This window comes from Yersinia entomophaga (assembly GCF_001656035.1).
GTDB lineage: Bacteria > Pseudomonadota > Gammaproteobacteria > Enterobacterales > Enterobacteriaceae > Yersinia > Yersinia entomophaga.
This window is the reverse complement of the sequence record NZ_CP010029.1, coordinates 397,920-423,908: the sequence shown is the minus strand read 5'-3', so window position 1 is coordinate 423,908 and position 25,989 is coordinate 397,920. Positions and strand designations below refer to the sequence as shown.

Below are 25,989 nucleotides of genomic sequence, written 5' to 3'. Positions count from 1 at the left end.
CGTTAGCCGCGAATAATTGATTTATCCGCGGCTACATCTTTATTAAAAACGCTGCACTGGTACTCAGAAAATTGACCATTTCTGTACTCATATACAAGCGCAGCGTTCCGTCGTCATACCCACTCTTTGGTTATATATTCAAAACAACTTGCGCGATCTTGAAGTAGATAATCAGCCCCGTACCATCAATAAAAGTGGCGATAAAGGGCGCTGAAACTACCGCAGGATCTATTCCGGCTTTTTTGAGCAGCATCGGAATAATGGATGAAACAAAGGCGCTCCAAATAGTAATAGCGACCAATGCCAGACTAACGACTAACGTAACGTCCATTCCCACGCCCATAATCCACGCGCGAATCCAGGCAGCACCACCGATGGTGACAGCAATCATTAATGAGGTCGTGACCTCTTTTTTGATCACATTACCGATATTACGCAGACTGACTTCCCCTAATGCCATAGCGCGAATCAGAGTAGACGTAATTTGCGTTCCACTGTTACCACCGGTACCAATCAGCAATGGAATAAAGAATGCTAATGCAATAACTGCTTCCAGCTGTTCTTCAAACGCTTTAATTACCGTACCAGTATAAGCTTCGGCCACAAATAACATCAGCAACCACGGACAGCGCTTTTTCCATAATTCCCACGGGCTGGTACTTAAATAAGGCTTATCCAAAGGCAAACTGGCACCCTGGCGCTGGGCATCTTCGGTATTTTCATCTTCGATCAGACGAGCAATTTCTTTTTCGCCCAATACTCCAACCAAATTCCGATTAACCAAAACCGGCACCACATCTACGCCGCCTTTATTTAATAGATGCGCGACATCATTACGCTCATCGTCAGGGGAAACATGGAAAAAGGTTTGGTTCATCATGGTGCCGACCGGGCTGTTCGGCTCGATGGATTGCAGTAACTTCTTTACCGACAGCACGCCGCACAGGTGATAATCATCGCTGGTGACAAATAATTGAGAAGGAATTTCATCCGTCTGAAGCTGAGAAAGCAAATAGTCACAGGCTTCCTTAGCGGTCAGTTTTTCAGAAATAGTAATAAAATTATCGCTCATATAAGCCGCGACGGATGCATCTTCGCAGACATCGGCGTTGGTGTTGAGCTGAGCATTATTGTGTGATAGTGAGTTAATCATGATTGTCCCTATATCTGTTAAGACTTCAACAGTGATCGCATAGGGGCGGTAACCAAAGAGGGAGTGCAGACTGCCTATCTCCGCGTCCAGGTTTTAGCACTATACAACGTATCTGATAGAGTCATCAGAAGTTACTTTGGGCTAAACCTTAATCCGATAAAGCCTGTCTTAACCTTGGGCATCTCTCGATGTCGTCAGATCAGTAACCTGTGTTTGTATAGGAGCCTCGCCAAACGAGATACTGCATTTTTATTGCGCAGGGATTAAAGCACGCCTTTTTTGAAAAGTTCTCAGCTTTCGCCAGTTGTTTAAGAAATATTTAGAAAAAAACAGCAATACAGCGCCATCAGATAATCTTTAATATAAATTGATTGCGGGAATCGAGCGTAATTCACCGATGTATATCCAATGGCGGGATAATAATAGAATCTGGCAGAACCATTCCCCCGTAGATAGTGCGACAGAATAAAGCCTCTTCATTCGTTGATATTTTGGGGAGAACGCCTGAAGGCTAAACAATAATTACAGCCATTTAGAATCGCGGGTAAATGAAATTGTCAGCCAGCGATGCGGTCCGGGGTCTCCAATCGCCAAAGCTATCTCATCGCGGATTTTATCAAAACGCCGTACGCCATCATTTTCCATAGATTCCGGAATAACCACATGAATTTCAATAAATAAACCTCGGCCGACCCGTGTTGCATAATGGGAATAATCCAGGAAACCGTATTCCAGAATTAAGCGTTCCATAATACGTTCGATAGAAGCATCAAGCGTATCCGGCGTCATTTGTAGTACTTCGCGCACGGCGGATATGACAGTTTTAATTGGCACCGGAATCAAAATCAAAGTTAACAATGCCAACACCGCCGGATCGGTATAAACAATCAGATACTCATAGGCGGTGCCTTCCAAACTCCAGGACAGCAGAAAAGCCACCAGTAGCGCAGAACTGATGCAGGCAGACATCAGCCAGCTTTTGGTATCCAACGCAATCAGCTCTGATTTCACCTGTTTATTTAACCGGCGCTGCTTCAGGAAAATGGTAAAACAGAAAATACTGACCGCTAACGCATACGCAATGGCCCAGCCTAATTCCAGCTCCCTGCCCCCCTCTGTAATGCCTTTGATAGCATTTACAAAGGCGTAAAGACATAGAAAGGCCAATAGGCTGCCGTTAAATGCCAGTACCAAGGGTTCAACATGCCAGAAGCCGTATTGAAAACGGCGGCTATTCGGCTGTCCTAATAAACGTGACACCAGTAGAGATAAACTGCACATACCGGCATCTAACGCCGAAAACATGCCGTCAAAAATAATCGAGATCGACCCACATAAAATACCAAAACCAATTCCCATCCCCGCAATAATCAAAGTGCAGAAAATAGAGCGTCGAAGTATCTGCTGCTCGAGTCGGGTATCCTGGGTCTGAGGGATAACGGGGTGTGCTAGCGCAGTCATGGTGGCTCAACCTATTGTTTTATATTAATGAATAGTCAGGAAACCAGCACAATTAATAAAGTTTTTAATAATTTATATCTTATAGTTTGTCACAACATTGAATAATTACAAATCAATAAGATAATTAAATTAAGAATTAACCCACAGGTTAAATTATTGTTTTATAATTATTATTATTTATCTTTCGACTGGGTTTTCAATGCTAGTCGTTTGATTTTAAATGCTCGTAAGTCGAATTTATTGAGTTATGAGATTGCTAAAACCGATGCGCGAGTTTGCCCTGCCTCATCAATTAGTCACATATCTAAACTATACTTTTGATGGATGTGTGGTATTGCGGCAAGGGGCCGCGGATTATCATACTTTATAGTGCACTCTGATAATGGGACACAACATGACGACAAAACCGAATATCTTGTTGGTACACGGTGCCTGGGGCGATGGTTCGCACTGGCGTCATATTATTCCGACTTTACATAATAAAGGCTATCCGGTGTACGCGGTACAAAACCCGCTGACCTCTCTGGCCGACGATGTGGAACGCACCGAAAAATTGGCCACCTCGCTCCAGGGCCCGACCATTCTGGTCGGTCACTCCTACGGTGGCATGGTTATTTCTCAGCTTGGACATTTACCTAATCTAGTAGGACTGGTTTACGTCGCCGCTTTTGCACCGGATAAAGGCGAAAGTCTCGGCAGTATTTTCCAACTGCGCGATTTACCTTCCGGAGCCGCTAATCTGTTTCCGGATCAGGACGACTTTTTATGGATAAAATACGATAAGTTCCATGAAAGTTTCTGTCAGGATTTGGACAAAACCGAAGCCGTTGTCATGGCTGCTGCACAAAAGCCGACCTCAGGAAAATGCTTCTCCGACACTTCAACGGAACCCGCGTGGAAGACTAAGCCAAGCTGGTATCAAATATCCAATCAGGACCATATGATTCCGCCGGAAACCCAACAATGGTTTACCGAACGCATGAAACCGAAAAAAACCATTCGGCTGGACTCCAGCCATGCGTCTCTAGCCTCTCATCCCAATGAAATCATCGCACTAATAGAAGAAGCTGCCAGCAATTATTAAGTTATTCAATCTCCCGGAGTCAGCGTCACTGGCTCCGGATAATGTCACTCGGCGAAGGTGGTTTTAATTGAGAGAAATGCCAGGGTAAACGGCTAGAATATAAACCCACTGGCAGAAGCGCGAACAGCTTCGCTATATTGAATATCGCAAAATCTGTTGAATTGGTGCGGTCGATTTACGCATTCCACATCGTAAATTAATTTGAAAATTTCCATATAACACAGCGTAGTCAGTCTTATTTAAGCACGGCAAGAACGCGGGATGGTTAACGTTGAATATCAATAACGGTGACTAAAATATTATCCATCATTAATGATATTCAATGAGACTAGATGACGCAGGTTTATCAGTAAGTCACGCTAAGGCCGACATAATCCGGGTTAGGTTGGCGCCACTCATCACCGCGACAGCTCTTAGTGCGATGACAATCCGCCATACGTTCTGCACCTGTGCGCTCATCACCGTGAAGTCGAAATTTCGGTTCACGAGATTCACTATAATGGCCTTCCGGGAACCAAGTCCCGCCACATCCGGTTAATAATAAGCTGAGTAATAACGCTCCGATTCCTTTCATTAACGATTCCATGTGATTAATTAAATGACATGGAAAATGATAATGTAATTATTTATTCACATCAATAATGAATAACCTTGTCAGACCAGAACGTCTGCGTTCCAACAATTAATATCAGTCAACTTTTTGTAATTAATATAATTAAATACTTTTACTTAGGGCGAGGGAATATATCCGTTGAATAAAAATGGTTAATTCTTTCTTTACAAGAATTAAACAGTATAAATAAATTTTAATATTTACCAAAAAAATAATTATCTAGCTATAAATTGGAAAATGCGCTTCCATAAAGGCTGCTATCTGCATAATTTTGTATCTGATAATACTCGGAGCATAAAAAATCCGCCCAAAGGCGGATTTTTATTGGATTTCGCATTTAGTTCGTAAGAACCAATACTAAACCGGCTGATTACTCTTAGAAAGTGTAACCAACGCCAGCGATCCAGGTACCAACGTCAACGCTACGGATGCGGCTCTGCTCGTAAGAGAAGTCCAGCGCTACGTTCTGCATTGGGTTCAATTGAACACCAGCACCGTATGCTACGCCGTAATCGCTTGAACCCGATTTAGCTTCTGGGTTACCCGCGCCGTTTGCAGTGAAACGACCATAGCCCACACCAACTACGCCATAAACGCTAGCCCAATCGTTGATACGGTAAGCAGGACCCGCAGTGATTGCGTTGTACTGTGCTTTGTTGTAAACGCTGCTGCTGTCACCGAAAGAACTTTTTTCAGTGTGAGTGAAAGAACCGATAGCGCCCAGTTGGGAATCGGACCACTCGTAGCGGTATTTCAGGTTGAAACCTGAAGCCTTGTTAGCAACACCTTGGTAATCGCTCTGAGCGTAACCGCCAGTAACGGTACTCTGGCCTGCAAATGCACTACCTGCGCTCACTGCCAATACACAAGCTGCTACTGCTGAAAGACATGCAATTTTTTTCATAACCACCTCAAGACGCAAATTATTTTCAATTAAACAAAAACACCATTAAAATATAACAAAACTTAGGTAGAAACTCTGCACCTGAATCGTTGTCTAAACTTTTATATGGTGTAACAAATCATTTCAAGAACAGTGTAACTCGCTAAAAGTATACGCCTTTTCCCGAATTTTTGTCGAAATTGTGAAGTTCCTCACTTAACGCTATTCCAGACAATTCTTAGTTTGCCGTCTAAAAGATAGCCGCAAAACGCATAAAAAACACTCAAGATTAAATTATTTCTCTTTTTTCCCGTCTCTGATCCGCTACTTTTGCGAATTATTAGATACATCGGCAGCATTTCATTTACACTGGCAAAAATCTGATTATTCACTCTTTTTCCGAGGCTCTAACGGATGTCGCTGTCCTCTCAGTCCAAATTATCGCTCCCCCTGCTGCCCGTTTTCCTGCTGGTTATAGCCATGATCTCGATCCAGAGCGGCGCTTCATTGGCAAAAAGTCTATTCCCGCTAGTCGGCGCGCAGGGCATTACCTCCCTACGGCTGGGGATTGGTACGCTTATTCTATTTGTGATTTTTAAGCCCTGGCGGATGCGCTTTACAGCCGGTAGCCGCATGCCGTTGCTGGTTTACGGCCTGGCGCTCGGCGGAATGAATTTTCTGTTCTACCTGTCTTTGAAAACTGTTCCGTTGGGTATTGCCGTGGCTCTTGAATTCACCGGCCCGCTGGCCGTTGCCATGTTTTCTTCCCGCCGCCCCATCGATTTTCTGTGGGTTGGGTTGGCCGTAATAGGTTTAGCCTTCTTACTGCCGCTGGGCAAAAGCGTAGACAGTATCGATCTGTTCGGTGCCGCCTGCGCCTTGGGCGCCGGTGCCTGCTGGGCGATTTATATTATTTCCGGCCAAAAAGCTGGGGGCAACCACGGGCCGGGTACCGTAGCTATTGGTTCCCTGATCGCCGCGCTGGTTTTCTGCCCGATTGGCGTAGCCTATAACGGTATGGCGCTGTTTTCTCCCGCTATTTTGCCTATTGCTCTGGCCGTCGCCATTCTCTCTACCGCCTTGCCTTACTCACTGGAAATGGTGGCGTTAACCCGACTTCCGGCCCGTACCTTCGGCACATTAATGAGTCTGGAACCAGCTTTGGCAGCCGTTTCTGGCCTAATTTTCCTGAATGAATATCTGACATTGATACAATGGTCAGCGCTGGGCTGTATTATTGCCGCCTCTATTGGTGCAACTTTAACGATTAAAGCCAAACCCAAGATTGAAGAACTGACTTAATCAATATGAGAGCGATGGCATGGAAATAAGACCGGCAACACCTGAAGATTTCACCGCAATCTGGCCACTTTTTCAGGCGGTTATCGCCAGTGAAGACACCTACGTTTTCACCGCAGACACGCCAGAACGGGTCGCTTACGAATATTGGTTTGGTGACGGCGTGCGCTGCTGGGTCGCGCTGCATGAAGATAAAATCGTCGGGATGTATAAGCTGATTGATAACCAACGAGGATTAGGTTGTCACGTTGCCAACGCCTCTTTTATGGTCGATGCCAGCGTCAGAGGTTTAGGCATTGGCAAACAGCTGGGGCTGCACTGCATTGAACAAGCTCAGCGCCTAGGTTACCGGGCAATTCAGTTCAATTTTGTCGTCAGCACCAATACTCTGGCGGTCAGCCTTTGGCAAAAACTGGGCTTCGGCATTATTGCAACCCTGCCGCAGGCGTTTAAACACCCGAAACAGGGTTACGTAGATGCTTACATCATGCACCGTTTTCTGCATCCGGTGCCAACCGCTCAGATTTAACACCGTTTAGGCAAGACTTATTCATCACGCTATGCCTTGTTTTATAAGGACTAGCGTTTTTTATTAATTATATTCACTTCTTTTGGCATCCAAAACGGCAGGCTGATTCGTATAGGTAGATGTGAGGCAAGACTCACCTCTTCCATACTAATAAGGATTAACATTATGAAAACGCTTATCCGTACCGCGATCTGTGCCTCTTTAGTATTCAGCAGTGTATCTATGGCAGCAGCGATGTCCGACACCGTGATGGTGGGGGGAGCCGCAATGCTCCCGAGTAAAAACATTATTGAGAATGCCGTGAATTCTAAAGATCACACAACTTTGGTGGCCGCCGTTAAAGCTGCCGGTCTGGTGGATACCCTACAAGGTACAGGACCCTTTACCGTGTTTGCGCCAACCGATGCTGCGTTTGCTAAATTACCAGCCGGAACCGTTGAGAATCTGGTCAAACCGGAAAATAAAGCCGTGCTGACCCAAATTCTGACTTATCACGTGGTAGCCGGCAAATATGATATGAAACAGCTTGAGAAAAAAATTAAAGAGGGTGGCGGTACCGCCGAGCTGAAAACCGTCAACGGTCAGCCTCTGTGGTTTATGAATAATGGGCCTCATAATATCCAGATTAAAGATGCCAAAGGCAATCTGGCCAATATCAGCACTTATGATGTGAATCAGAAAAATGGTGTGATAGATGTCATTGACACAGTTCTAATGCCTAAATAAAAGCGGTCTATACTGGGTGCAGTGTCTCACTGCACCTTGCTTTTAGGGATTACAAATGAATGAAGCGTCTTTGGCTGAACAAATTGAACTGCTGGAAGCGATTGGCAAAGGCGACCAAGCGGCATTTGAACGATTATACCGGTTAACTTCCCCACGTCTTTTCGCCGTTGCCTTACGTATGTTACGTAACCATGCCCGAGCCGAAGAGGTATTGCACGATTGCTTTATTACCGTGCTCAGTCAGGCGATTAATTACAATCCCAGCCTCAGTTCTCCCCTTACCTGGCTCACACATATTGTCCGTAATCGGGCAATAGATTTGATGCGCGGTAATGATAACCGTTTGCAGGGATGGGATGAAGACGAGGCCGATAACCTAGCTGATGACGCGCCCTCGCCGGTCTCTCAGCTACAGCAAAGTTCCGAAGCCAAGCGGTTGGAGCATTGCATGGCATATCTCCCCGCTGAACAGCGGCAAAGTATTATGCTGGCTTATTATCAGGGACTTTCTCACAGCGAGGTCTCAGAACACTTACAACAGCCTCTTGGCACGGTGAAAAGCTGGATCCGCCGCGCGCTGGAGCACTTAAAGAGCTGCGTAGGAATATGAAAAACAGACGCGAATATCAATCAGCACTGGCCGCAGAATATGCGCTGGGCACTCTGCGCGGGCTGGCTCGAATTCAATTTGAGCGACAAATCCTACGGAATCCCGAACTGGCAGAAGAAGTGTCTCGCTGGCAAAACCTGTTTAGCCAAATGGACAATAGCTTACAGCCCGTGACACCGCCGGCCTGGATTTGGAAAAAACTCCAGCTCCAATTGCCTCCCCCCGAAAAAGCAGAGACTTCCTCAATACGCCGCGCAAGTGGCGCATATCTCGGCTGGGCGATCGCAGTCTGTTTAGCTGCACTCTTGCTGGTCCCCCGCCTGCTGGTGCAGCCTGAGGCCCCCATTCCGGTGGCGGTTCTGGCCAGCAGCGAGCAAAGCGGCCAATGGATTGTCAGCATGGATAAATCTACCCGCAGCCTGACGTTAACTCCATTAAGCACAGTACCGATCGGCGAGCAGCATAGCCTTGAACTGTGGAGTATTGCGGCAGGCGAAAAACCTCACTCTCTCGGCTTGTTAAATGCTAGCGGGCCGACACAGGTCGCTTTCAATAAAGTTGCGTTAACCAAAGGCAACGTGATGGCAATCAGTCTGGAACCTCACGGCGGTTCTCCAACCGGGCAACCTACCGGAGCGGTACTGTACAGCGGGCCATTACAAAATATTTAATGTCGGCGCTTAGCTCTTCAGCCAGCAACAATGAGGTTTTAGGATGAAAGACTGGAATCCTGATTTGTACCGCCAGTTTGAAGCGGAGCGCACCCGACCGGCGACAGATTTACTGGCTCGCGTGGCAATCAATACGCCCGATTTTGTCAGCGATTTAGGCTGTGGGCCGGGTAATTCCACCGAATTACTGCGCCAGCGTTTTCCTCACGCCCATCTGGTGGGAATCGATAATTCTCAAGCAATGCTGGAAAGCGCGCAAAAGCGGCTGCCAGACTGTAAATTTCAACCTGCGGACATTCAGCATTGGCAACCTCCTCAGCCGCAAAATGTGATTTACGCCAACGCCTCCCTGCAATGGTTAGAAAATCATCGCCTTTTGATTCCTCAATTGATGAGCCATTTGGCCCCGCAGGGTATTCTGGCAATCCAAATGCCCGATAACCGTGACGAACACAGCCACTGTGCCATGCGAGAAGTCGCCGCTGAAGGCCGCTGGCAACAACAATTAGCGGCAAGTAACGCTGAACGCGTTAAAATTTTGTCTGCCAGCGAATATTACGATCTGCTGGCTCCTCTTGCTCAACGCGTGGATATCTGGCGAACTCGCTATTTCCACCCGATGCCTTCGGCTCAGGCGATCGTTGACTGGGTACGATCCACCGGCTTACGTCCTTTTATTGACCCTTTGAATGAAACCGATCGGCAAGATTTCTTGCAAGCTTATCTGCTAAAAATCACGGCGGCCTATCCGGTACACAGCAATGGCAACCTGCTGCTGGCTTTCCCTCGCCTGTTTATCATCGCTCAAACGGCCTGAAGTGTTTTTCTTCCTTGCAGATAGAATAACCCTGCCGCTATCAGCGAGGTATTCATTTGCTTACTCCCGATGAATATCAGCCCGTATATTGCTCTGATTTATAACCCAGAAAACCTCTCAATTACCCCTTGTTTGAGCCTATTATTACAATAGCTTTATTTCATAAATAATTATCTTTATCTTAGTGAGCAGGAATTAAAGGCCGCAGTCATGTAAATATGGACATCTTATTGTTTCGCGCAGGTTAAATAACTGAATTTATCCAAAAACAAATAGGCCCGTGAGCACAGATGAATAAATGCTTCAGCTAATTTATTTTAAATCATAACGTTACCAAAAACTTATTCAATCATGGTCTATGACTAATTATCTGACGTTATAACCAATTTAATTGATAGGCCGTATTGGAGCAACGAAATTATATAACCCTGCTATACTTGATCCGGTAAAGAAATTAATAACCAATACAGCATGAGGATACCTATTATGAGTACCGCTAAACTGGTAAAAACGAAATCTTCTGACCTGCTTTACACCCGTAATGATTTGGATGAAAGCGTAAAAATTGGCGCAATCAAAGCGCTGAACCACATGCTGATTCAATTTATCGATCTGTCATTGATCACCAAACAGGCTCACTGGAACATGCGCGGCGCCAATTTTATTGCCGTTCATGAAATGCTGGATGGCTTCCGTACCGCCATTACCGGGCACCTGGATACCTTTGCAGAGCGCGCGGTGCAACTCGGTGGCGTAGCGCTGGGAACCGTCCAAGTCGTCAACGATAAATCACCGTTGAAAAGCTATCCGACTAATATTCATAGCGTGCAAGAGCATCTGAAAGCGCTGGCCGACCGCTATGCGGTGGTAGCGAATGATATTCGTAAGGCGATTACTCAGGTCGAAGACGAAGACACTGCGGATATGTTTACCGCCGCCTCTCGCGATCTGGATCAGTTCCTGTGGTTTATCGAAGCCAATATCGAATAATTTAATTAATAATTGTTAGATGAAATACTATGGAGGGTCGGCTTAGCTGGCCCTTATGCTTTTCGGAGGACACTGACGATGGCAAGCGGATGGGCCGGAGACGGCGCAGTGCAAGACCAGATTGATTCCACCGTTGACGATGCGGTTCAGCGGGCACGTCAGGCGCTGGGTAAGGGCGAGAGTGCTTGTTACTGCCTGGAATGTGGTGAAAAAATTCCTGAGGCGCGTAGAAAAGCGCTAACCGGCGTTCGATATTGTATCAATTGTCAAAAAATCCTCGATAAACAACAGGCTGATCACGCTGGCTATAACCGCCGGGGCAGTAAAGACAGCCAGTTACGCTAACTTCTCTTTCTTCTCTTATACTCTCTCATACTCACTCGCTTATACCGACTGTTTAACCCTTCGTTATTTCTATCATCAATAAATGTCGATCATTATTTTTTGCGTATAAAAAACCTGAACTCACCCGCATTTTGTTATTTAACTGTTAAACTATAATCATTAATTATTGACTAATTAGTTACTGATGGGTTACTCATGGAGAGATTGCACCAAAATGGTAAAAACGCACCATTGTGGTGACCCATAGCAGTGCAAAATACAGTAACTAAGTAGTTGCAACCTAATTATTTAGATTAATTGCTTTATTTTTAAAAGACTTGCAATTTTGGCACGATCTTTTCATATTGCTCCCTGAATTATAAAAAAACGGATCTCCTCCACTCAAAGTACAAAGGAACTCCCACATATGAAGTCACTTGTAAAAGTTTCATTGGCCGCAATCACTCTGGCCTTTGCAATAAGTTCTCACGCAGCGGACAAACTGATTGTTGCCACGGATACCGCTTTCGTTCCTTTCGAATTTAAACAAGGGGATAAATACGTTGGTTTTGATGTTGACCTTTGGGCCGCCATTGCCAAAGAGCTGAATCTGGATTATGAGCTGAAACCCATGGATTTCAGCGGCATCATTCCTGCTTTGCAAACCAAGAACGTTGATTTGGCACTAGCCGGTATCACCATTACGGACGAGCGCAAAAAAGCCGTTGATTTCTCTGATGGTTATTACAACAGTGGCCTGCTGGTCATGGTAAAAACCACCAATAATGACATCAAAGGCGAAGCCGACCTGAAAGGCAAAGTTGTTGCAGTGAAAAGCGGCACCGGCTCTGTTGATTACGCGAAAGCCAACATCAAAACCAAAGATCTGCGTCAGTTCCCTAACATTGACAACGCCTACCTGGAATTAGGTACTGGCCGCGCGGATGCAGTTTTGCATGACACGCCAAACATCCTTTATTTCATTAAAACTGCCGGCAATGGCCAGTTTAAAGCGGTGGGTGATTCCATCAAAGCTCAGCAATACGGTATCGCCTTCCCACAGGGCAGCGAATTGCGCGTGAAGGTAAATGCTGCACTGAAAACATTGAAAGAGAACGGCACTTACAACGAAATCTATAAAAAATGGTTTGGTGTTGAACCTAAGTAATTAATTTTTGCCGTTTTTAGACCAGGAGAATATCCATGCAGTTTGAATGGAGCGCTATTTGGCCCGCCATACCAATCCTGCTTGAAGGCGCTAAGTTAACCCTATGGATCTCGGTCCTGGGTTTACTTGGCGGCCTGATAATTGGGGTTGTAGCCGGTTTTGCCCGTGCTTACGGTGGTTGGTTAAGTAGAAATATTGCATTAGTTTTTATTGAGTTGATTCGCGGTACACCTATCGTTGTACAGGTGATGTTTATCTATTTTGCTTTGCCAATGATGATGCCGGTACGCATCGATCCTTTCTCGGCGGCGGTAGTCACCATCATTATCAACTCCGGCGCCTATATCGCGGAAATTACCCGCGGTGCAGTGCTGTCAATCCACAATGGTTTCCGTGAAGCCGGTTTGGCTCTGGGTTTATCCAAACGCGATACCCTGCGTTACGTTATTGCCCCTCTGGCATTGCGTCGCATGTTGCCACCGCTGGGCAACCAATGGATTGTTAGCATCAAGGACACCTCACTGTTTATCGTGATCGGTGTAGCCGAACTGACTCGCCAGGGTCAGGAGATTATCGCCGGTAACTTCCGCGCCATGGAAATCTGGACGGCTGTTGCGGTGATTTACCTGATTATCACGCTGGCGCTGAGCTTCGTCCTGCGTCGGTTAGAAAGAAAACTGAAAATAATATGATTGAATTCAAGAATGTCTCCAAACACTTTGGCCAAACCCAGGTGCTGCACGATATCAATTTGAATATCACCAAGGGAGAAGTGGTGGTGATTATCGGGCCATCAGGCTCAGGTAAATCCACGTTGCTGCGCTGCATCAACAAGCTGGAAGTCATCACAAAAGGCCAACTGATTGTCGATGGTTTGGATGTTAACGACCCCAAAGTCGATGAGCGTCTGATTCGTCAGGAAGCCGGAATGGTGTTCCAGCAGTTTTATCTGTTCCCTCACTTAACCGCGCTGGAAAACGTGGCTTTTGGCCCGATTCGGGTGCGTGGAGCCAGTAAGGCTGAAGCAGAAAAACAGGCGCGAGCCCTGTTGGCAAAAGTAGGGTTGTCCGAGAGGGCGCACCATTACCCAGCCGAACTGTCTGGCGGCCAGCAACAGCGTGTGGCTATCGCCCGCGCGCTGGCGGTTAAGCCCAAACTGATGCTGTTTGATGAGCCAACCTCGGCACTGGATCCGGAATTACGTCATGAAGTGTTGACCGTAATGAAAGATTTGGCCGAAGAAGGCATGACCATGGTCATCGTCACCCACGAAGTGGGCTTTGCACAGAAAGTGGCCTCACGCCTGATCTTTATTGATAAAGGCCGCGTGGCTGAGGATGGCGATCCTGATACGTTGATCTCCAATCCGCCAAGCGACAGGCTACGTGAGTTCTTGCAGCACGTTTCCTGATAACCCTACCCAGCGGGCGGCTACTGGCTCCCGCTGGGTATTTCACGATTTCTTATCCCCGTTTATCGCATTAACGTTTACGCTATTAATTTTTCTCAATTAACTACCGCTATAACTTTGCCGGTTTTTTATCTGCGCGAACGCCGCCATCAGCTTCACCACATCCTGCATACCAATATTGACCTGATTAATCACTTCCCCCGCATCCTGAGTGAGCGCCACGCCGCCGCCAGCTTGTTCCACGCAGGTTCCCATACCTTTAATCGCCGCGGTCACTCCGTTCTGAATCGTTTTGGTCATATGTTCGATTTCAGTGGCAGCTTGACGAGATTGATCCGCTAGCAAACGCACCTCACTGGCCACCACGGAAAATCCTTTGCCATGCTCTCCCGCATGGGCAGCCTCAATGGAAGCATTAATCGCCAGCAAATTAGTTTGAGAGGATATCTTACGAATGGACTCTACAATGGTGCCGATCTCCTTGGAACAGCGCCCTAAGTCGCTGACTACGTCCGAAGTTTCGCGGGCAATGGATTCCACTTCCAGCATGCCTTTTACCGCCTGCTGGACAATATTTGCCCCTTCGGACGCTGACTTATCGGTATTGACTGAAAGATGATGTACGTTGCGCATCAGCGCTTCTTCATGCTGCTGCTGTTGAATCAGTTGAGTAATATCCTGAGCAATTTTAACCACCTTTATCACCTGCCCATCGTGATCCATAATCGGGTTATAGCTGGCCTCCAGCCAGACATCTTCTCCACGGCTATTCATACGTTCAAAGCGGCCGACAATAAATTCGCCACGCGCCAAACGCTGCCAATGCTGGCGATATTCGTCGCTATGGGCAAACTCAGGCTTACAGAGAATCTGATGGGGTTTATGCTGAATATCCCGAAGAGAGTAACCGATGATATTTAATAGATTATCGTTGGCATCCAGAATAATGCCTGCGGGCGTGAAAGTTATCATGCCCATTGAACGATTTAGGGCTTTTAGCAGACTTTGGTGCTCTTGAGACTGTAAAATTCGCTCGGTGACATCGCTGGCAATCTTGATTATCTCCACCACTTTCCCCAGCCTATCCAGCACTGGCGTGTAAGTCCCCTGCAACCAGACCACCGAGCCATCTTTGCGAATACGTTTAATATTATCGGTGATCGGCTTTCCCTGATTTAATATCTGCCAGTGGCGTTGATAGGCTTCGCTTGCGACATAATTGGGATCGCAAAATATTCGATGATGCTTGCCTATTATCTCTTCACGCTGATATCCCATTGCCTGTAGAAATAACTGATTTGCCTGTATTACCGTCCCATCTGGCTTAAATATAATCATCGGTACTGCGCTATCTATCGAGGTTAATTCGGAACGCCAGGGCGCATGAGAAGATCGTAAATTTAAGAACATAGCTGAGAGTCCTTATGGCGAATAATGAATAAGCCGAGGCCTTATCTTTATCAACATGCCTTTTTACAAAAAACATGCCAAAGCCCGAAGAACATTAAAAATGTCCTCCGCAGGCTTTAGTCTTCACCCTGGGAGAATGAGACATTGCTGTAAAATCAGAGAAAGTCACAACGAAAAATTTTGTAATTTGTATGATTATTAGCAGGCTATATTGCCCGTCGGGTATTTATCCTCTAAGCGTAGAACAAAGTAATGATATTGTTAACTGCTCGACACAATAACCGGATAAAGACTGTGATTACTTTTGATGAAATGGCTGGAAAGGCGGGTGAATAAAGCAAAAAGTGGGAGATCGCAGAAATAAAATAGGGCCCGACAACATTTGGCAGATAACGCTACCGTTGCCGCCGAGCCAAGAGTTGATTTAATACTTTTAATCAATACTTTCAACCAATTATATTCAACCGAATAGCAGGCTACGTTACCAGCGTTCAGCCACCCAGGCCGCCTGTTGCTCTTCAGTCTGAAATGTCCAGGCCACAAAACGGCTGACTTTTTGCCCTTGCGCCATATCAATAGTGCGAACCTCTACCGCCTTAGCGTAGCGTAAAGCGTGATAAATCGCTGGTAGGCTGGTTTTTTTCGATACCAATGAAGTGAACCACAGGCAATTATTGCCCCTCGCGACGCTTTCTTGCACCATGCGAGTGACAAAACCCTCTTCGCCGCCCTCGCACCACAGTTCGCTATTCTTGCCGCCAAAGTTCTGCACCGGCTTAGCCGCCACTTCACCTTTGCCCAATTTGTGCAATTTACGGCGAGTTGTCGCCGCAGCTTCTTCCGCAGAACCGTGGAACGGAGGGTTACACAGGGTGACGTCATAACGTTCGTTAACTGCCCAAACGCCTTCGAAGATAGCTTGAGGCTGCTTTTGCAATTTCAGACGTAGCGTATTTCTCAGGGTCGGGTTCATCGATACCACCATTTTCGCCGCGTTCAGCGCATGCGGATCGATTTCCGTACCGGTAAAGCGCCAGCCGTACTCACGCTGACCGATAATTGGATAAATACAGTTGGCCCCCACGCCGACATCTAATACCGCCACGCTTTTCCCCTGAGGAATCACGCCGCCATTGCAGCTAGCCAACAAATCGGCCAAATGATGCAGATAATCTGCACGCCCTGGAATCGGTGGGCAAAGATAATCTGCAGGAATATCCCAGAATTCAATGCCGTAGAAATGTTTTAACAGCGCCCGGTTTAACATTTTTACCGCCGCGGGATCGGCAAAATCCACGGAAATATCACCGTAAGCGTTCGGAGCCAAAAATGCGCTTAATTCAGGGCAACTGGCTGAAAGCGCATCAAAATCGTAGCGGGAACGATGGCGATTTCGGGGATGTAATCCGCTTTTTTCTTTGGGAAAGATTTTTTTTGTTTTCCATCGTCTTCAGTCTCTGATAGGCATTTTCTGGCGCGTAAGATAGCATAAATCGCCTTAAAACGGGCGAGTGACAAAACAGGCCGCCAATAACCTGTTAATTTTCCAGCGAGAGTGCGCGAAATTCCGTTTAGCCACTAAGCTGACTTCTTATGATAAACCTGATGTAGGGATGTTATGAGTACCGAAGACGATTACTATTATGAGCCCGCCAGCGGCCACGGCCTGCCCCACGACCCATTAAACGCCATTATCGGCCCACGACCTATCGGCTGGATTTCCTCTGTTAGCGCCAAAGGCCAGCGTAATCTGGCTCCTTACAGCTTTTTTAACTGCTTTAGCTATACGCCACCTATCATCGGTTTTTCCAGCAACGGTTGGAAAGACAGCGTGGCTAATATTGTGGAAACCGGCGAGTTCGTCTGGAATCTGGCCACCCGCCAGTTAGCAGAGGCGATGAATAACAGCTCCGCCCCGCTCTCGCGGGAGCAGGATGAATTCCAGTTTGCCGGTTTAACGCCGCAACCCAGCCGGTTAATCGCCGTAGATCGCGTCGCGGAAAGTCCGGTGAACTTTGAATGTAAACTCACGCAATGCATTCAGTTAAAGGCCGCCGACGGCAGCAATACCAATAGCTGGCTGGTGCTAGGAGAAGTGATTGCGGTGCATATTAATCGTCAATTGCTAGACAGTAACGGCACCTATCTGACCACGGCGGCGCAGCCTATTCTGCGAGGAGGCGGGCCGAGTGCTTATTATGGCGTCACCGAAGAGCAGCGCTTTGATATGCTGCGTCCGCAGGGGGTCGCCGCACGTTAGTTTTTGTTCATAAAAATTGAATTAGATTCTCAATTCTATCCGGTTTCATAAATATCACAGAGGCGTAACATAGCTTCTATCGAAAGGAAACGCCCTTTCACTCTAACGAAATCGGATAGGATTACATCATGAAAAACATCAAAAACTTTGTTGCAGTTCTCGCTCTAACTACCCTTTCATTTGCCAGCGTTGCCGCTGAACACGTTAATAGACAGGACGCGGCTCAGTACCAGAAAGCAGGCGTCATTTCCGTTAGCGGCGCAACTGACCTGAGCAGCCTGAAAGCACAGTTAGCTGAAAAAGCTGATGCTGCTGGCGCTAAAGCCTTCACCATTACTTCTGCAACCGGTAACAACCTGATGCACGGCACCGCAGTGATTTATCACTAATATTCCTCAGCCGTTCGAAAATGTCCATCAGCACCCCCTGATGGGCATTTTTCGATCTATTCTGTTGATTACAAGGCATTAATAGCATTGGCGAAAGCGCGACACATCGCTTCGTCCCCATGCTGATTATCAGCCAGCACACGTTCACCATCGACCACTCGAATACTGACATTCAGATCAAAATCAGCCGCTGGCTGTGGCCGCTGCGCCGCGCTGGCAATAGCGTCCTGCGCGGCTGCCCACGCTTGCTCAACCGTTTGATTGCAGGCCGCCGCCAGATAAGCAGGATTAAATCCTTCGCCAGTCAAACTCCGTAAGGTTTCATCATGGCTAACGCTATTACCGGGACGCCAGTAATGTTCCGCCAGATCCGAGCCAATTGCCGGGTTATCGGTTAAATAGCCGTCACGTTGCAGGAAGAAGGCACGCGTTTGCTCTACCGCCATCAACGCCAATAGATAACCCTGATAGGAGCAGGCCGATTCCATTGATAATAAATGAGGAATCGCCAGCGTTGGCCTTGGGCTGGCGTTAATACCCAGAATCTTTTGCTCAATATCTCGCGCCAGCTGGGTAATTGCCTGCGGCGTTAGCTGCACGTCATCCCATTGATACAAAGCCCACTCAAAGTAAGGCACCAGTAAAATATGACGCTCATTGAATGCGCGCATCGGTTGCTTGGATTCAATATTGTCGCGAATCAATTCATCTGGCAGCGGTTCACCGGCAGCATTTTTAGCGTAACGTTTTAACCAATCCGCATCGTCCAGCAGGCTATCGCAGAACATCGACTGAGTTTCTGCATAAGCCATTGAGGTCGGTGGAAATTCCTGCGAGAAACAAGGCGCATTTTGCACAATATTAGCAAAATGCGCCGCGTGGCCGCCTTCATGGAACAGCGTATTCAAACCTGAAGCTCCACTTCCCACCTGATCGGGTTTCGCCAAACTGGTAAAATTGATCCGCGCCGGTATCCATTTACCCTGCTGAACAAATGGCGGCACCGGGCCATGCATAAAACCATTTTCATATTTTCCAGCGCGAACCAGTAAATCCAAATTCATCTCCGCGCCGCGAAAACCAATGTGCAGGCGCTTAAAACTGTTGATCCAGCGATCTAATGATTCGGCAAAAGGAAAATAAGGATCGAGCTGACGAGTGACGTCTCCAGCGCTGGCAAAACGGATATTCCAAGCTTCTAATGCAGACTCCCCTTGTTTTTCCGCCAGTTGTTGCAGGCTACGGCGGTTCGCTTCACGAGTTTGCTGTTCAAAAGTATCCAGAATGGCAAACAGTTGTTCCGGCATCATCTGTTCGGTTTTATTAACTTTATAGTCAAAATAGTTACGATACCCCATCTGGCGAGCAAATCGGTTACGCAAGATAATCAACTCAGGCAAGCCGTTGTGCAACAGCCATTGCTCTACTTCGCGCAGCGCCTGCTGAGAACTTTGTCGGTAAGTTTCATTTTCATTAGTAGCCTGATTGGTCAGCAACTCGCCCAGGGAAGCCGCGACTTTTTCACCTTTAGCATTAAAATGCATTGGCTGGTGAGTTTTGCGCCGCTGATAAAGATCGGACTCGAAGGCAATAATTTCATCTAGCAAAGCCTGCGCCTGAGGATCTTCAATGGCATTACAGTCAAAAAAGCGATACCAGCCCCGCAGCCCGTGAAGCAAATCCTGATTTTCCGGCGTTTTTGGCTGGGCTTCTAATGCCGTAATCAGCTCACGCAGCTCTTTTAAACGGCGACTTTCCGCAATAAACCTTTTGTATGCCGTCTCCGCCGCCGAGAATTGCTTCCCAACGTCGGCATCCCCCAAACCCATGTAATTCTGCCAAAACAGGTCTTCTTTGGCCTGATGCACTGCCAGATAATCTTGATTCAACGCGTTGAAATAACTCAAAGCCTGTTGCATAGGATTCCTTCCATCATTGATAGGGTTATCACGCTAAAAGCCCTCACCGACCTGATGCCAGCGGGAAGCCAATCAGGACCAAGACTGGCGGAAACCGCGCAGTTTATTCTGTGAAAACCGGATTATTTAGCAGCAAATTGCCGCAATGCCTGCTCTACCGATATTGCCTGCCCGGCAATAACCTGACAGCAGGCTAACTGCTTGAGGATCGACAACGGAACCAGCACCTCGCCAGCCAGACAGCGTTCAATCCAGCGGGCAGTTTCTGCTGCATCTTTGGATACAGGTAGATCAGGCACGCCGCTTTCTTCTGCACGCTCCAGCAAGACTCTTTGCTCACCGCCAACGATCGCGTGGAGCGGTGGGCAGCGCAGCGGATTAGCGTAAACTTCCCCTTCAGTTCCCTGTAGCAGCAACGCCGGCGCGCCAATAGCCTGAAAGAATCGACCGACCTTTTGCATATATTCTGGATGCGAAACGCTGGCCAAACGCAGCGCTCGCTGATGCAGAAATGGCGTCGCCAGTTTTGCCAAGGTATGGCTGCTATTACGCACCCCCATACGCCAGCGCATTTGTAGCTGACAATCTAACTCTGGGGAAAATGCAGATACCGGAATAAATACCGGCTGGCCGTTATCCAACCGAGTTTGAGCATCTTCTTTTGTCTCAGACCAAGGCATGCCTAGCGCCTGAAAAATCTCAGCGCTGGTCACGCGAGTGCTATCTTCGGTCACGCCGTGTACGACCACCGGCAGCCCTAAACGCGACAACAGTAACGCCAGAAGCGGTGTCAAATTAGCCTGTTTACGCGCACCGTTATAGCTGGGGATCACCACCGGCATTGGCCGACCTTCAGGAGCCTGTAGCGCCATCACTTGCTGTTGCATAGCCTGATAAAAACCGAGGATTTCCTCCTCCGATTCCCCTTTGATACGAAAAGCAATCAGAATGCCCCCCAGCTCCAGTTCAGGCACCTGCCCCGCCAGCATTCGTTGATAAAGCTCACAGGCTGTCTGCTGATCCAAATCGCGGGCGTGATTTTTGCCACGTCCTACTTCTTTGATAATTTTGCGGTAATCCATCAACAAAGGCTTCCTCTCGCTATTTTGTTTAGCATAACTCAGGTTTGATCCGGCTAAAACCGGCTCACTTACTCCCAGGGAGCCTGCGGTGTAAATGCCTCCACCAGCCTATCAATCGCCGCCCGAATCCGCGCGGGCATCACCTGCCCTTTTAGCCAGACAATATTAATCGGTGAACCGGCGCCAGTGTTGCCTGGCAAGGTTTCCATCAATCGACCGCTTTGCAGCGCAGGGTTGACGAGCCAGCGCGGCAGTAGTGCGATACCGTGCCCCGCTTCCGCAGCCGTGGCTACCGCCGCCATATTATCCAATCGTAAACGACTGGCTGGCGTTATAGATTCGGTTTTGCCTGCGTCATTCACTAAACGCCACGTTTGGCTGCGACCATTTCGTAACAAACTAATCGTGCGATGATGCGCTAAATCCGAAATGGAAGTGGGATGACCATAGGTAGCTAAGTAATCAGCACTGGCGCACAACACCCACTGTTGTTCTCCCAGTTTTCGCGCCGCCAACCCGGCAACATCACCAATATGCCCAATACGCACAGCCAGATCGACGCCTTCCTCCGCAAAATCCACTGTGCGATTGGAAAACAAAATTTCCAGCTGTAGCGCGGGAAAACTGTCGGCTAATTCGAGCAACGGCGACATCACCCACTGCTGGCCGAACAATATCGGCAATGACACGCGCAAGCGCCCGCTGGGAGCCACGGCTCGCGCCGCCAACTGAATCTCTGCGGCGTCCAGCGCATCCAGCGCTTTTACGCAATCCTCATAGAAAATCTGCCCTTCGTCGGTGAGAGAGAGGCTACGAGTGGTGCGCTGAAACAAACGCACCGACAGGCGGGATTCTAGCCGCGCCACTGCTTTACCCACCGCTGAGCGGGATAAACCAAGCTGTTCTGCAGCACGGCTAAAACTGCCAGCCTGCGCCGCCTGGACAAAAGCTCGTATGCCGTGCAAACGATCGCCGGAAATCATCACTTTCTCCTTATCAAAGCCCAATGAATATCACCCATCTTAAATAAATCTGTACTGATTGATACCCCATTGGAGAATTTAATTCCGCTATAAAAAGAAAAAATGGCGCAACTGAGTCACTTAACTAGCCACTACACCGTGAGGGTTTCTTCTTCCCGGATTATGCCTATGTCCTCAGCGCTCACTTCGGATTTACCTCTGACCCGTCGACAATAGGCTCTCATGCTGACCGGTATCAGTCTGGCCAGTTCTTTAGGTTGTATCGATTTGACTATCGTCAATACCGCGGTTCCCGCCATTCAACAGGCATTTTCCGCCAGCACGGAAAACCTACAGTGAGGCGTTTTATTGTTCCTGATGGCACTCTGCGCTTTTATGGTCACCGCGGGTCGCTACGCTCGCTATCGGATACTTTATCTGGGGATGCCGCTGTTTGGCTTATCATTACCAAGCGCTGGCCTGGCCGATAGCATTTGGATGATGAATCTCTTTCGCTTATTACAGTGAGCAATCTGGGTTGTACTTTATACGTAACGGTCAGCCTGATGGCCGCCTTTCCCGAAACAAGCCCGCACCAGAGATAGGCACTTTGTTGGGCGTAAACGAGCCGGGATGGGCGATTGGGCCGGTGGTGGGCAGAATACGGGTTAGCACCTTAGGCTGGCGTTGGGTATTTTTACTCAATTTAGCGCTGATTTTACTGAGCTTTGCCGGCTGTCGGGGCAAAGTATGCGAATTGCTCCTTGATACAGGCCAGCAGAGATTGGATATTATCTGTCTACTATTGCTGATTAGCGTGCTGGCCATTTTACTGTCAGGTATCAATCATGGCGGCCTGTGGGGTTGGATAAGCGGTAAAACTTTGGAGATTTTGTTGCTGGCCGCGCGAGGAAAACGCCCCCGCAGCCCAATCGGCGTCGCGGGGAGCGGATAATTAGAATCAGGTCTTCGACGCCGTAGGGCTAAACAACGCACGGTAAAGGCCACCGCCCAAAGCACCGCCTATCAGCGGCGCTAACCAGAATACCCAAAGCTGCTGTAAGGCAATTCCACCGGCAAAAATGGCCACTCCAGTACTTCGCGCTGGATTAACCGAGGTATTATCCACCGGAATAGAGATCAAATGGATTAAGGTTAAACATAAACCTATGGCTAACGGCGCTGCCGCGGCGGGTGAACGGGAATCCGTCGCGCCCATAATCACCATCACAAACCCCATTGTCAGAATCACTTCGGCAATCAACACCGATTGCAAACTGTAGCCCCCCGGAGAACGCACGCCGTAACCATTGCTGGCAAAGCCTGCGGTGACGTCGAATCCGGCCTTACCACTGGCGATAAGATACAATACCGTGGCACCGGCTAATCCCCCCAGAACCTGCGCAATAATATAGGGAATCAACTGCGCGCCGGAAAATCGCCCACCCACCCAGAGCCCCAGCGACACCGCTGGATTAAAATGCCCGCCGGAGACGTGGCCCAAAGCATAAGCCATAGTGACGACGGTTAAACCAAACGCCAATGCGACGCCCAGAAAACCGATTCCCGCCACTGGAAACATAGCCGCCAACACCGCACTACCGCAGCCCCCCAAAACTAACCAGAAAGTACCGATAAACTCTGCCATAACCTGTTTCATGCTGCTTACCTCAGACGCCGGATAGACCCTTAAAATGGGCTGGAAGCTGAACTACGCCACTGCCGGAGGTACGCCCAGACTTAACTCGTATGAGTTGGCAAATAAGAGTTAACTGACCTGCGGCTAATTTAATCTTAGCCACGGATTTTTTTGAGGTGAAAGAGAATTGCGTGAAACCGTTTGAAATGCCTGGCTACAAATAAAAATGGCAATGAATTGCTCACTGCCATTCGCTTATTTTTCACCACGTCGTTAGCTGCCCAACGTAACGTCCGTGCGGCGACGTTTAGGGGCTTTTTTTCGCGTAGTCGCTGCTTTAACCGAGGTTTTTTTCGCCGCAATAGGCACCGCTACCGCCTCTGGCATCTCCGGCTGTTCAATAGGGAAAACGGGCAACGCCGCCAATAAGCGTGAGCCGTAGCCTTTGGTCAGTAAACGGCGATCATAAATGACAATTTCGCCGTGGCACTCATTACTGCGGATCAAGCGCCCCACCTGCTGAATCAGGTTAAATGAAGCGCTAGGTAAACTTTGCACTTCAAACGGATAGCGTTTTAATGATTTCAGCCATTCTCCTTCCGTCAAAATCACCGGGCTATCAATCGGCGGAAATGCAATCTTATGGATATGCACCTGCGTCAGTAACTCCCCTTTCAGATCCAGGCCTTCCGCGAAGGATTGCAAACCGATGAGTACGCTGGGCGTGCCTTTTGTCACCCGTTTACGATGCTCTTCAACCAACCGGTAGCGCGGCTGATCACCTTGAACCAGCAGCATTAAACGCAGATCGGTGATGTGGCTCAGAAAGGTTTGCATCGCCCGATGGCTGCTAAACAAAATCAACATACCTTTATGGCGACCGCTGGCCTGTTCGGCTCGGAAATACTGCGCCATTTCGGCCAAATGCTCCGCTTCGTTCGCCATCGTCGGTTCGACGCGCATTTTGGGAATAACCAGCTTGCCCTGCTCAACGTGGTTAAACGGGGAGGAAAGCGCCACAAAACGATCCCCGGTCTTTTCGCTCAAACCAGAGAGTTCCTGTAGGCGAGCAAAGCTGTTGAGGGAACGCAGCGTAGCCGACGTCACAATGACATGGGGGACTTTGCGCCACAGCATTTTATCTAACTGATCACTCACGCGAATCCCCACGCAGTGGAAGGACAGATGAGTTTGATTTTCGCGATATTCCCGCGTAACCCATTTAGAAATAGGCGCATTTGAAGCTTTATCCATTGCGGCCAGACGCCACAGTTTGGTCATTGCCTCCAGATAACCGAAGGTACGGCTCATCTGTAAAATCGCCCGATGCAGCCGCACGATATCGTGCTTACCGGTTTGTTCGGTTAAATCATTAAGAACAAACTCGGCTAAACCGCGTAGTGCATCGGTTAACTTAAATAATTTGGCGCAGCTTTCTGTCAGGCTTTCCGGCAGGATGCCCATTTCAAAACGATAAGTAGCTTGAATACTATCCGTAGGAAGCAATTGGCTAACCTGTTGTTCTACGTTCAGAATCAGCTCCCGCATCTGCTCGCAGTGATCTTTTAACCGTTCCGAATTAGCCAGTTTAGGCGGGTTTTTCGGCCGATATTGCACCATGCACTGATCCACCAGGCGGGCAATCATATCCAACTGCATATTGGCAAAAACGGCGGTGATCTCACCTTCGATCTCCAACGCATCCCGCGCCACATCTGGCAGGTGATGCCCCTCATCTAGCACCAATAATAATTCTTTTGGATTCGGTAATACCGATTCAGTTTCCAGCGCCGCCATGACCAAAGCATGGTTGGCTACCACCACATCGGCGGTTTCGATCTCTTTACGCGCAATATAGAACGGACATTCACGAAAATAATGACAGTTGCGCCCTAAGCAGTTGGCTTTATCAGTGCTGAGCTTGCCCCACAGAGAATCGCTGATAGATTGTTGATGATGATCGCGCAGCCCATCCCAAACGTGGCTGCTCAACGCTTTAGACAGGCCCACGCAGGTTGCCTGCTCCTCGCCGTTGGCTGGCGCCAGCTCATCGCCCAAAAACAGCGATAAATCGCCCTGGCCAGAGACATCGGTACACATGGCGGCCAGATTTCGCGGGCAAACATAGCGTCCGCGCCCAAATGCGCCGGTAAATTTCAAATCGGGAATAATTTTTTTCAGTAACGGCAAATCCTTGCTGTAAATCTGATCCTGCAGCGCCACGTTAGCGGTGCTCACCACCAGCGGCTTGGTTTCCGCGCGGCCGATCGCAATACCGGGAATCAGGTACGACAAGGTCTTCCCCACGCCGGTTGGGGCTTCGATAGCCAAATGTCGTCCGGCATCGCCGGCCAGCGTTTTCGCCACTTCAGCTATCATTTGACGCTGCGGAGCGCGAGAAACAAAGTCCGGAATCTGTTGCCCAAGGGCCTTATACCACTGGCTGATTTGATCTTTTACTGCGGGGGATAACGCCATGCATATCTTATCTAAACTGAATGTTGCCCTATTGTCCCACAGTGCGCCGCTCACGTCAGCCTATTCGGGACCGCGAATGCGTAGAATAATTCAGCGCCTTCACCGCTGATT

26 protein-coding genes and 1 riboswitch are annotated in these 25,989 nt (G+C 48.3%); of the genes, 15 read left to right on the top strand and 11 right to left on the bottom strand.

Features of this window, described 5'->3' with window-relative positions; all coding sequences use genetic code 11:
- Positions 1 to 130: 130 nt before the first annotated feature.
- Together PL78_RS02070 and PL78_RS02065 are read right to left on the bottom strand one after the other, a co-directional pair.
- A complete protein-coding gene (locus tag PL78_RS02070) occupies positions 131 to 1,153 on the bottom strand; it encodes a magnesium transporter (RefSeq protein ID WP_064512702.1) in 1,023 nt (340 codons plus the stop codon).
- Positions 1,154 to 1,224: 71 nt separating this feature from the next.
- A riboswitch (M-box (ykoK) riboswitch) is annotated at positions 1,225 to 1,398 on the bottom strand.
- 277 nt (positions 1,399 to 1,675) lie between these two features.
- Positions 1,676 to 2,614 carry a cation diffusion facilitator family transporter gene (locus tag PL78_RS02065; RefSeq protein ID WP_064512700.1) on the bottom strand — a complete coding sequence of 313 codons (939 nt, stop codon included), beginning with the start codon at positions 2,612 to 2,614 and terminating at the stop codon, positions 1,676 to 1,678.
- 394 nt (positions 2,615 to 3,008) lie between these two features.
- Between PL78_RS02065 and PL78_RS02060 the strand changes: the two genes are divergently transcribed.
- Complete coding sequence (locus PL78_RS02060; RefSeq protein WP_064512698.1) at positions 3,009 to 3,698, top strand: alpha/beta hydrolase; 690 nt, start codon at positions 3,009 to 3,011, stop codon at positions 3,696 to 3,698.
- A 346-nt stretch (positions 3,699 to 4,044) separates the two neighbouring features.
- Here PL78_RS02060 and PL78_RS02055 read toward each other — a convergent pair whose 3' ends face one another.
- Both PL78_RS02055 and ompX read right to left on the bottom strand, forming a co-directional pair.
- The gene (locus PL78_RS02055) at positions 4,045 to 4,272 is read right to left on the bottom strand and encodes a hypothetical protein (RefSeq protein ID WP_064512696.1); all 228 of its coding nucleotides are present in this window, start codon (positions 4,270 to 4,272) and stop codon (positions 4,045 to 4,047) included.
- Positions 4,273 to 4,687: 415 nt separating this feature from the next.
- Positions 4,688 to 5,215, bottom strand: a complete 528-nt coding sequence (ompX, locus tag PL78_RS02050) for an outer membrane protein OmpX (RefSeq protein WP_049596628.1) — start codon at positions 5,213 to 5,215, stop codon at positions 4,688 to 4,690.
- 393 nt (positions 5,216 to 5,608) lie between these two features.
- Between ompX and rhtA the strand changes: the two genes are divergently transcribed.
- The 11 genes from rhtA to glnQ all read left to right on the top strand — a co-directional run bounded on the left by rhtA (position 5,609) and on the right by glnQ (position 13,739).
- Positions 5,609 to 6,496, top strand: a complete 888-nt coding sequence (rhtA, locus tag PL78_RS02045) for a threonine/homoserine exporter RhtA (protein ID WP_064512694.1) — start codon at positions 5,609 to 5,611, stop codon at positions 6,494 to 6,496.
- A gap of 19 nt (positions 6,497 to 6,515) precedes the next feature.
- Complete coding sequence (locus PL78_RS02040) at positions 6,516 to 7,022, top strand: GNAT family N-acetyltransferase (protein WP_064512692.1); 507 nt, start codon at positions 6,516 to 6,518, stop codon at positions 7,020 to 7,022.
- 165 nt (positions 7,023 to 7,187) lie between these two features.
- Complete coding sequence (locus tag PL78_RS02035) at positions 7,188 to 7,748, top strand: fasciclin domain-containing protein (protein WP_064512690.1); 561 nt, start codon at positions 7,188 to 7,190, stop codon at positions 7,746 to 7,748.
- A 55-nt stretch (positions 7,749 to 7,803) separates the two neighbouring features.
- Positions 7,804 to 8,358, top strand: coding sequence for a sigma-70 family RNA polymerase sigma factor (locus PL78_RS02030; RefSeq protein ID WP_064512689.1), 555 nt, complete (start codon positions 7,804 to 7,806; stop codon positions 8,356 to 8,358).
- Complete coding sequence (locus PL78_RS02025) at positions 8,355 to 9,029, top strand: anti-sigma factor (protein WP_064512687.1); 675 nt, start codon at positions 8,355 to 8,357, stop codon at positions 9,027 to 9,029. Before PL78_RS02030 ends, PL78_RS02025 begins: the two co-directional genes overlap by 4 nt.
- A 43-nt stretch (positions 9,030 to 9,072) precedes the next feature.
- A complete protein-coding gene (tam, locus tag PL78_RS02020) occupies positions 9,073 to 9,846 on the top strand; it encodes a trans-aconitate 2-methyltransferase (protein ID WP_064512685.1) in 774 nt (257 codons plus the stop codon).
- Between the two features lie 486 nt (positions 9,847 to 10,332).
- Positions 10,333 to 10,836 (top strand): DNA starvation/stationary phase protection protein Dps, encoded by a 504-nt coding sequence (gene dps / locus PL78_RS02015; protein ID WP_049596635.1) that lies wholly within the window; start codon positions 10,333 to 10,335, stop codon positions 10,834 to 10,836.
- Positions 10,837 to 10,914: 78 nt separating this feature from the next.
- Positions 10,915 to 11,181 (top strand): DksA/TraR family C4-type zinc finger protein, encoded by a 267-nt coding sequence (locus tag PL78_RS02010; RefSeq protein WP_064512683.1) that lies wholly within the window; start codon positions 10,915 to 10,917, stop codon positions 11,179 to 11,181.
- Positions 11,182 to 11,587: 406 nt separating this feature from the next.
- Positions 11,588 to 12,328, top strand: a complete 741-nt coding sequence (gene glnH, locus PL78_RS02005) for a glutamine ABC transporter substrate-binding protein GlnH (protein ID WP_064512681.1) — start codon at positions 11,588 to 11,590, stop codon at positions 12,326 to 12,328.
- Positions 12,329 to 12,363: 35 nt separating this feature from the next.
- Positions 12,364 to 13,020 carry a glutamine ABC transporter permease GlnP gene (gene glnP, locus PL78_RS02000; protein WP_042528064.1) on the top strand — a complete coding sequence of 219 codons (657 nt, stop codon included), beginning with the start codon at positions 12,364 to 12,366 and terminating at the stop codon, positions 13,018 to 13,020.
- The gene (gene glnQ / locus PL78_RS01995; protein ID WP_064512679.1) at positions 13,017 to 13,739 is read left to right on the top strand and encodes a glutamine ABC transporter ATP-binding protein GlnQ; all 723 of its coding nucleotides are present in this window, start codon (positions 13,017 to 13,019) and stop codon (positions 13,737 to 13,739) included. Before glnP ends, glnQ begins: the two co-directional genes overlap by 4 nt.
- A gap of 99 nt (positions 13,740 to 13,838) precedes the next feature.
- On the opposite strand, the gene PL78_RS01990 is transcribed toward glnQ, so the two are convergent.
- Together PL78_RS01990 and rlmF are read right to left on the bottom strand one after the other, a co-directional pair.
- A complete protein-coding gene (locus tag PL78_RS01990) occupies positions 13,839 to 15,149 on the bottom strand; it encodes a methyl-accepting chemotaxis protein (protein ID WP_064512677.1) in 1,311 nt (436 codons plus the stop codon).
- Between the two features lie 481 nt (positions 15,150 to 15,630).
- A complete protein-coding gene (gene rlmF / locus PL78_RS01985) occupies positions 15,631 to 16,578 on the bottom strand; it encodes a 23S rRNA (adenine(1618)-N(6))-methyltransferase RlmF (RefSeq protein ID WP_071889706.1) in 948 nt (315 codons plus the stop codon).
- Positions 16,579 to 16,767: 189 nt separating this feature from the next.
- Between rlmF and PL78_RS01980 the strand changes: the two genes are divergently transcribed.
- Positions 16,768 to 17,409, top strand: a complete 642-nt coding sequence (locus tag PL78_RS01980) for a flavin reductase family protein (RefSeq protein ID WP_064512675.1) — start codon at positions 16,768 to 16,770, stop codon at positions 17,407 to 17,409.
- A 128-nt stretch (positions 17,410 to 17,537) separates the two neighbouring features.
- Positions 17,538 to 17,798 (top strand): multiple stress resistance protein BhsA, encoded by a 261-nt coding sequence (bhsA, locus tag PL78_RS01975; RefSeq protein ID WP_064512674.1) that lies wholly within the window; start codon positions 17,538 to 17,540, stop codon positions 17,796 to 17,798.
- 68 nt (positions 17,799 to 17,866) lie between these two features.
- Here the strand turns inward: bhsA and PL78_RS01970 are convergent, their stop codons facing one another.
- The 3 genes from PL78_RS01970 to PL78_RS01960 form a co-directional block, all read right to left on the bottom strand.
- Complete coding sequence (locus tag PL78_RS01970) at positions 17,867 to 19,717, bottom strand: M3 family metallopeptidase (protein ID WP_064512672.1); 1,851 nt, start codon at positions 19,715 to 19,717, stop codon at positions 17,867 to 17,869.
- Between the two features lie 122 nt (positions 19,718 to 19,839).
- The gene (gene ybiB, locus PL78_RS01965) at positions 19,840 to 20,799 is read right to left on the bottom strand and encodes a DNA-binding protein YbiB (protein ID WP_064512670.1); all 960 of its coding nucleotides are present in this window, start codon (positions 20,797 to 20,799) and stop codon (positions 19,840 to 19,842) included.
- A gap of 68 nt (positions 20,800 to 20,867) precedes the next feature.
- Complete coding sequence (locus PL78_RS01960) at positions 20,868 to 21,782, bottom strand: LysR family transcriptional regulator (RefSeq protein WP_064512668.1); 915 nt, start codon at positions 21,780 to 21,782, stop codon at positions 20,868 to 20,870.
- Between the two features lie 517 nt (positions 21,783 to 22,299).
- Between PL78_RS01960 and PL78_RS01955 the strand changes: the two genes are divergently transcribed.
- Positions 22,300 to 22,716: a hypothetical protein gene (locus tag PL78_RS01955; protein ID WP_128821789.1), complete on the top strand. Its 417-nt coding sequence runs from the start codon at positions 22,300 to 22,302 to the stop codon at positions 22,714 to 22,716.
- Positions 22,717 to 22,722: 6 nt separating this feature from the next.
- Here PL78_RS01955 and aqpZ read toward each other — a convergent pair whose 3' ends face one another.
- Positions 22,723 to 23,421, bottom strand: coding sequence for an aquaporin Z (gene aqpZ, locus PL78_RS01950; protein ID WP_064512665.1), 699 nt, complete (start codon positions 23,419 to 23,421; stop codon positions 22,723 to 22,725).
- A 252-nt stretch (positions 23,422 to 23,673) separates the two neighbouring features.
- Positions 23,674 to 25,878 (bottom strand): ATP-dependent DNA helicase DinG, encoded by a 2,205-nt coding sequence (gene dinG, locus PL78_RS01945; RefSeq protein ID WP_064512663.1) that lies wholly within the window; start codon positions 25,876 to 25,878, stop codon positions 23,674 to 23,676.
- Positions 25,879 to 25,989: the final 111 nt, after the last annotated feature.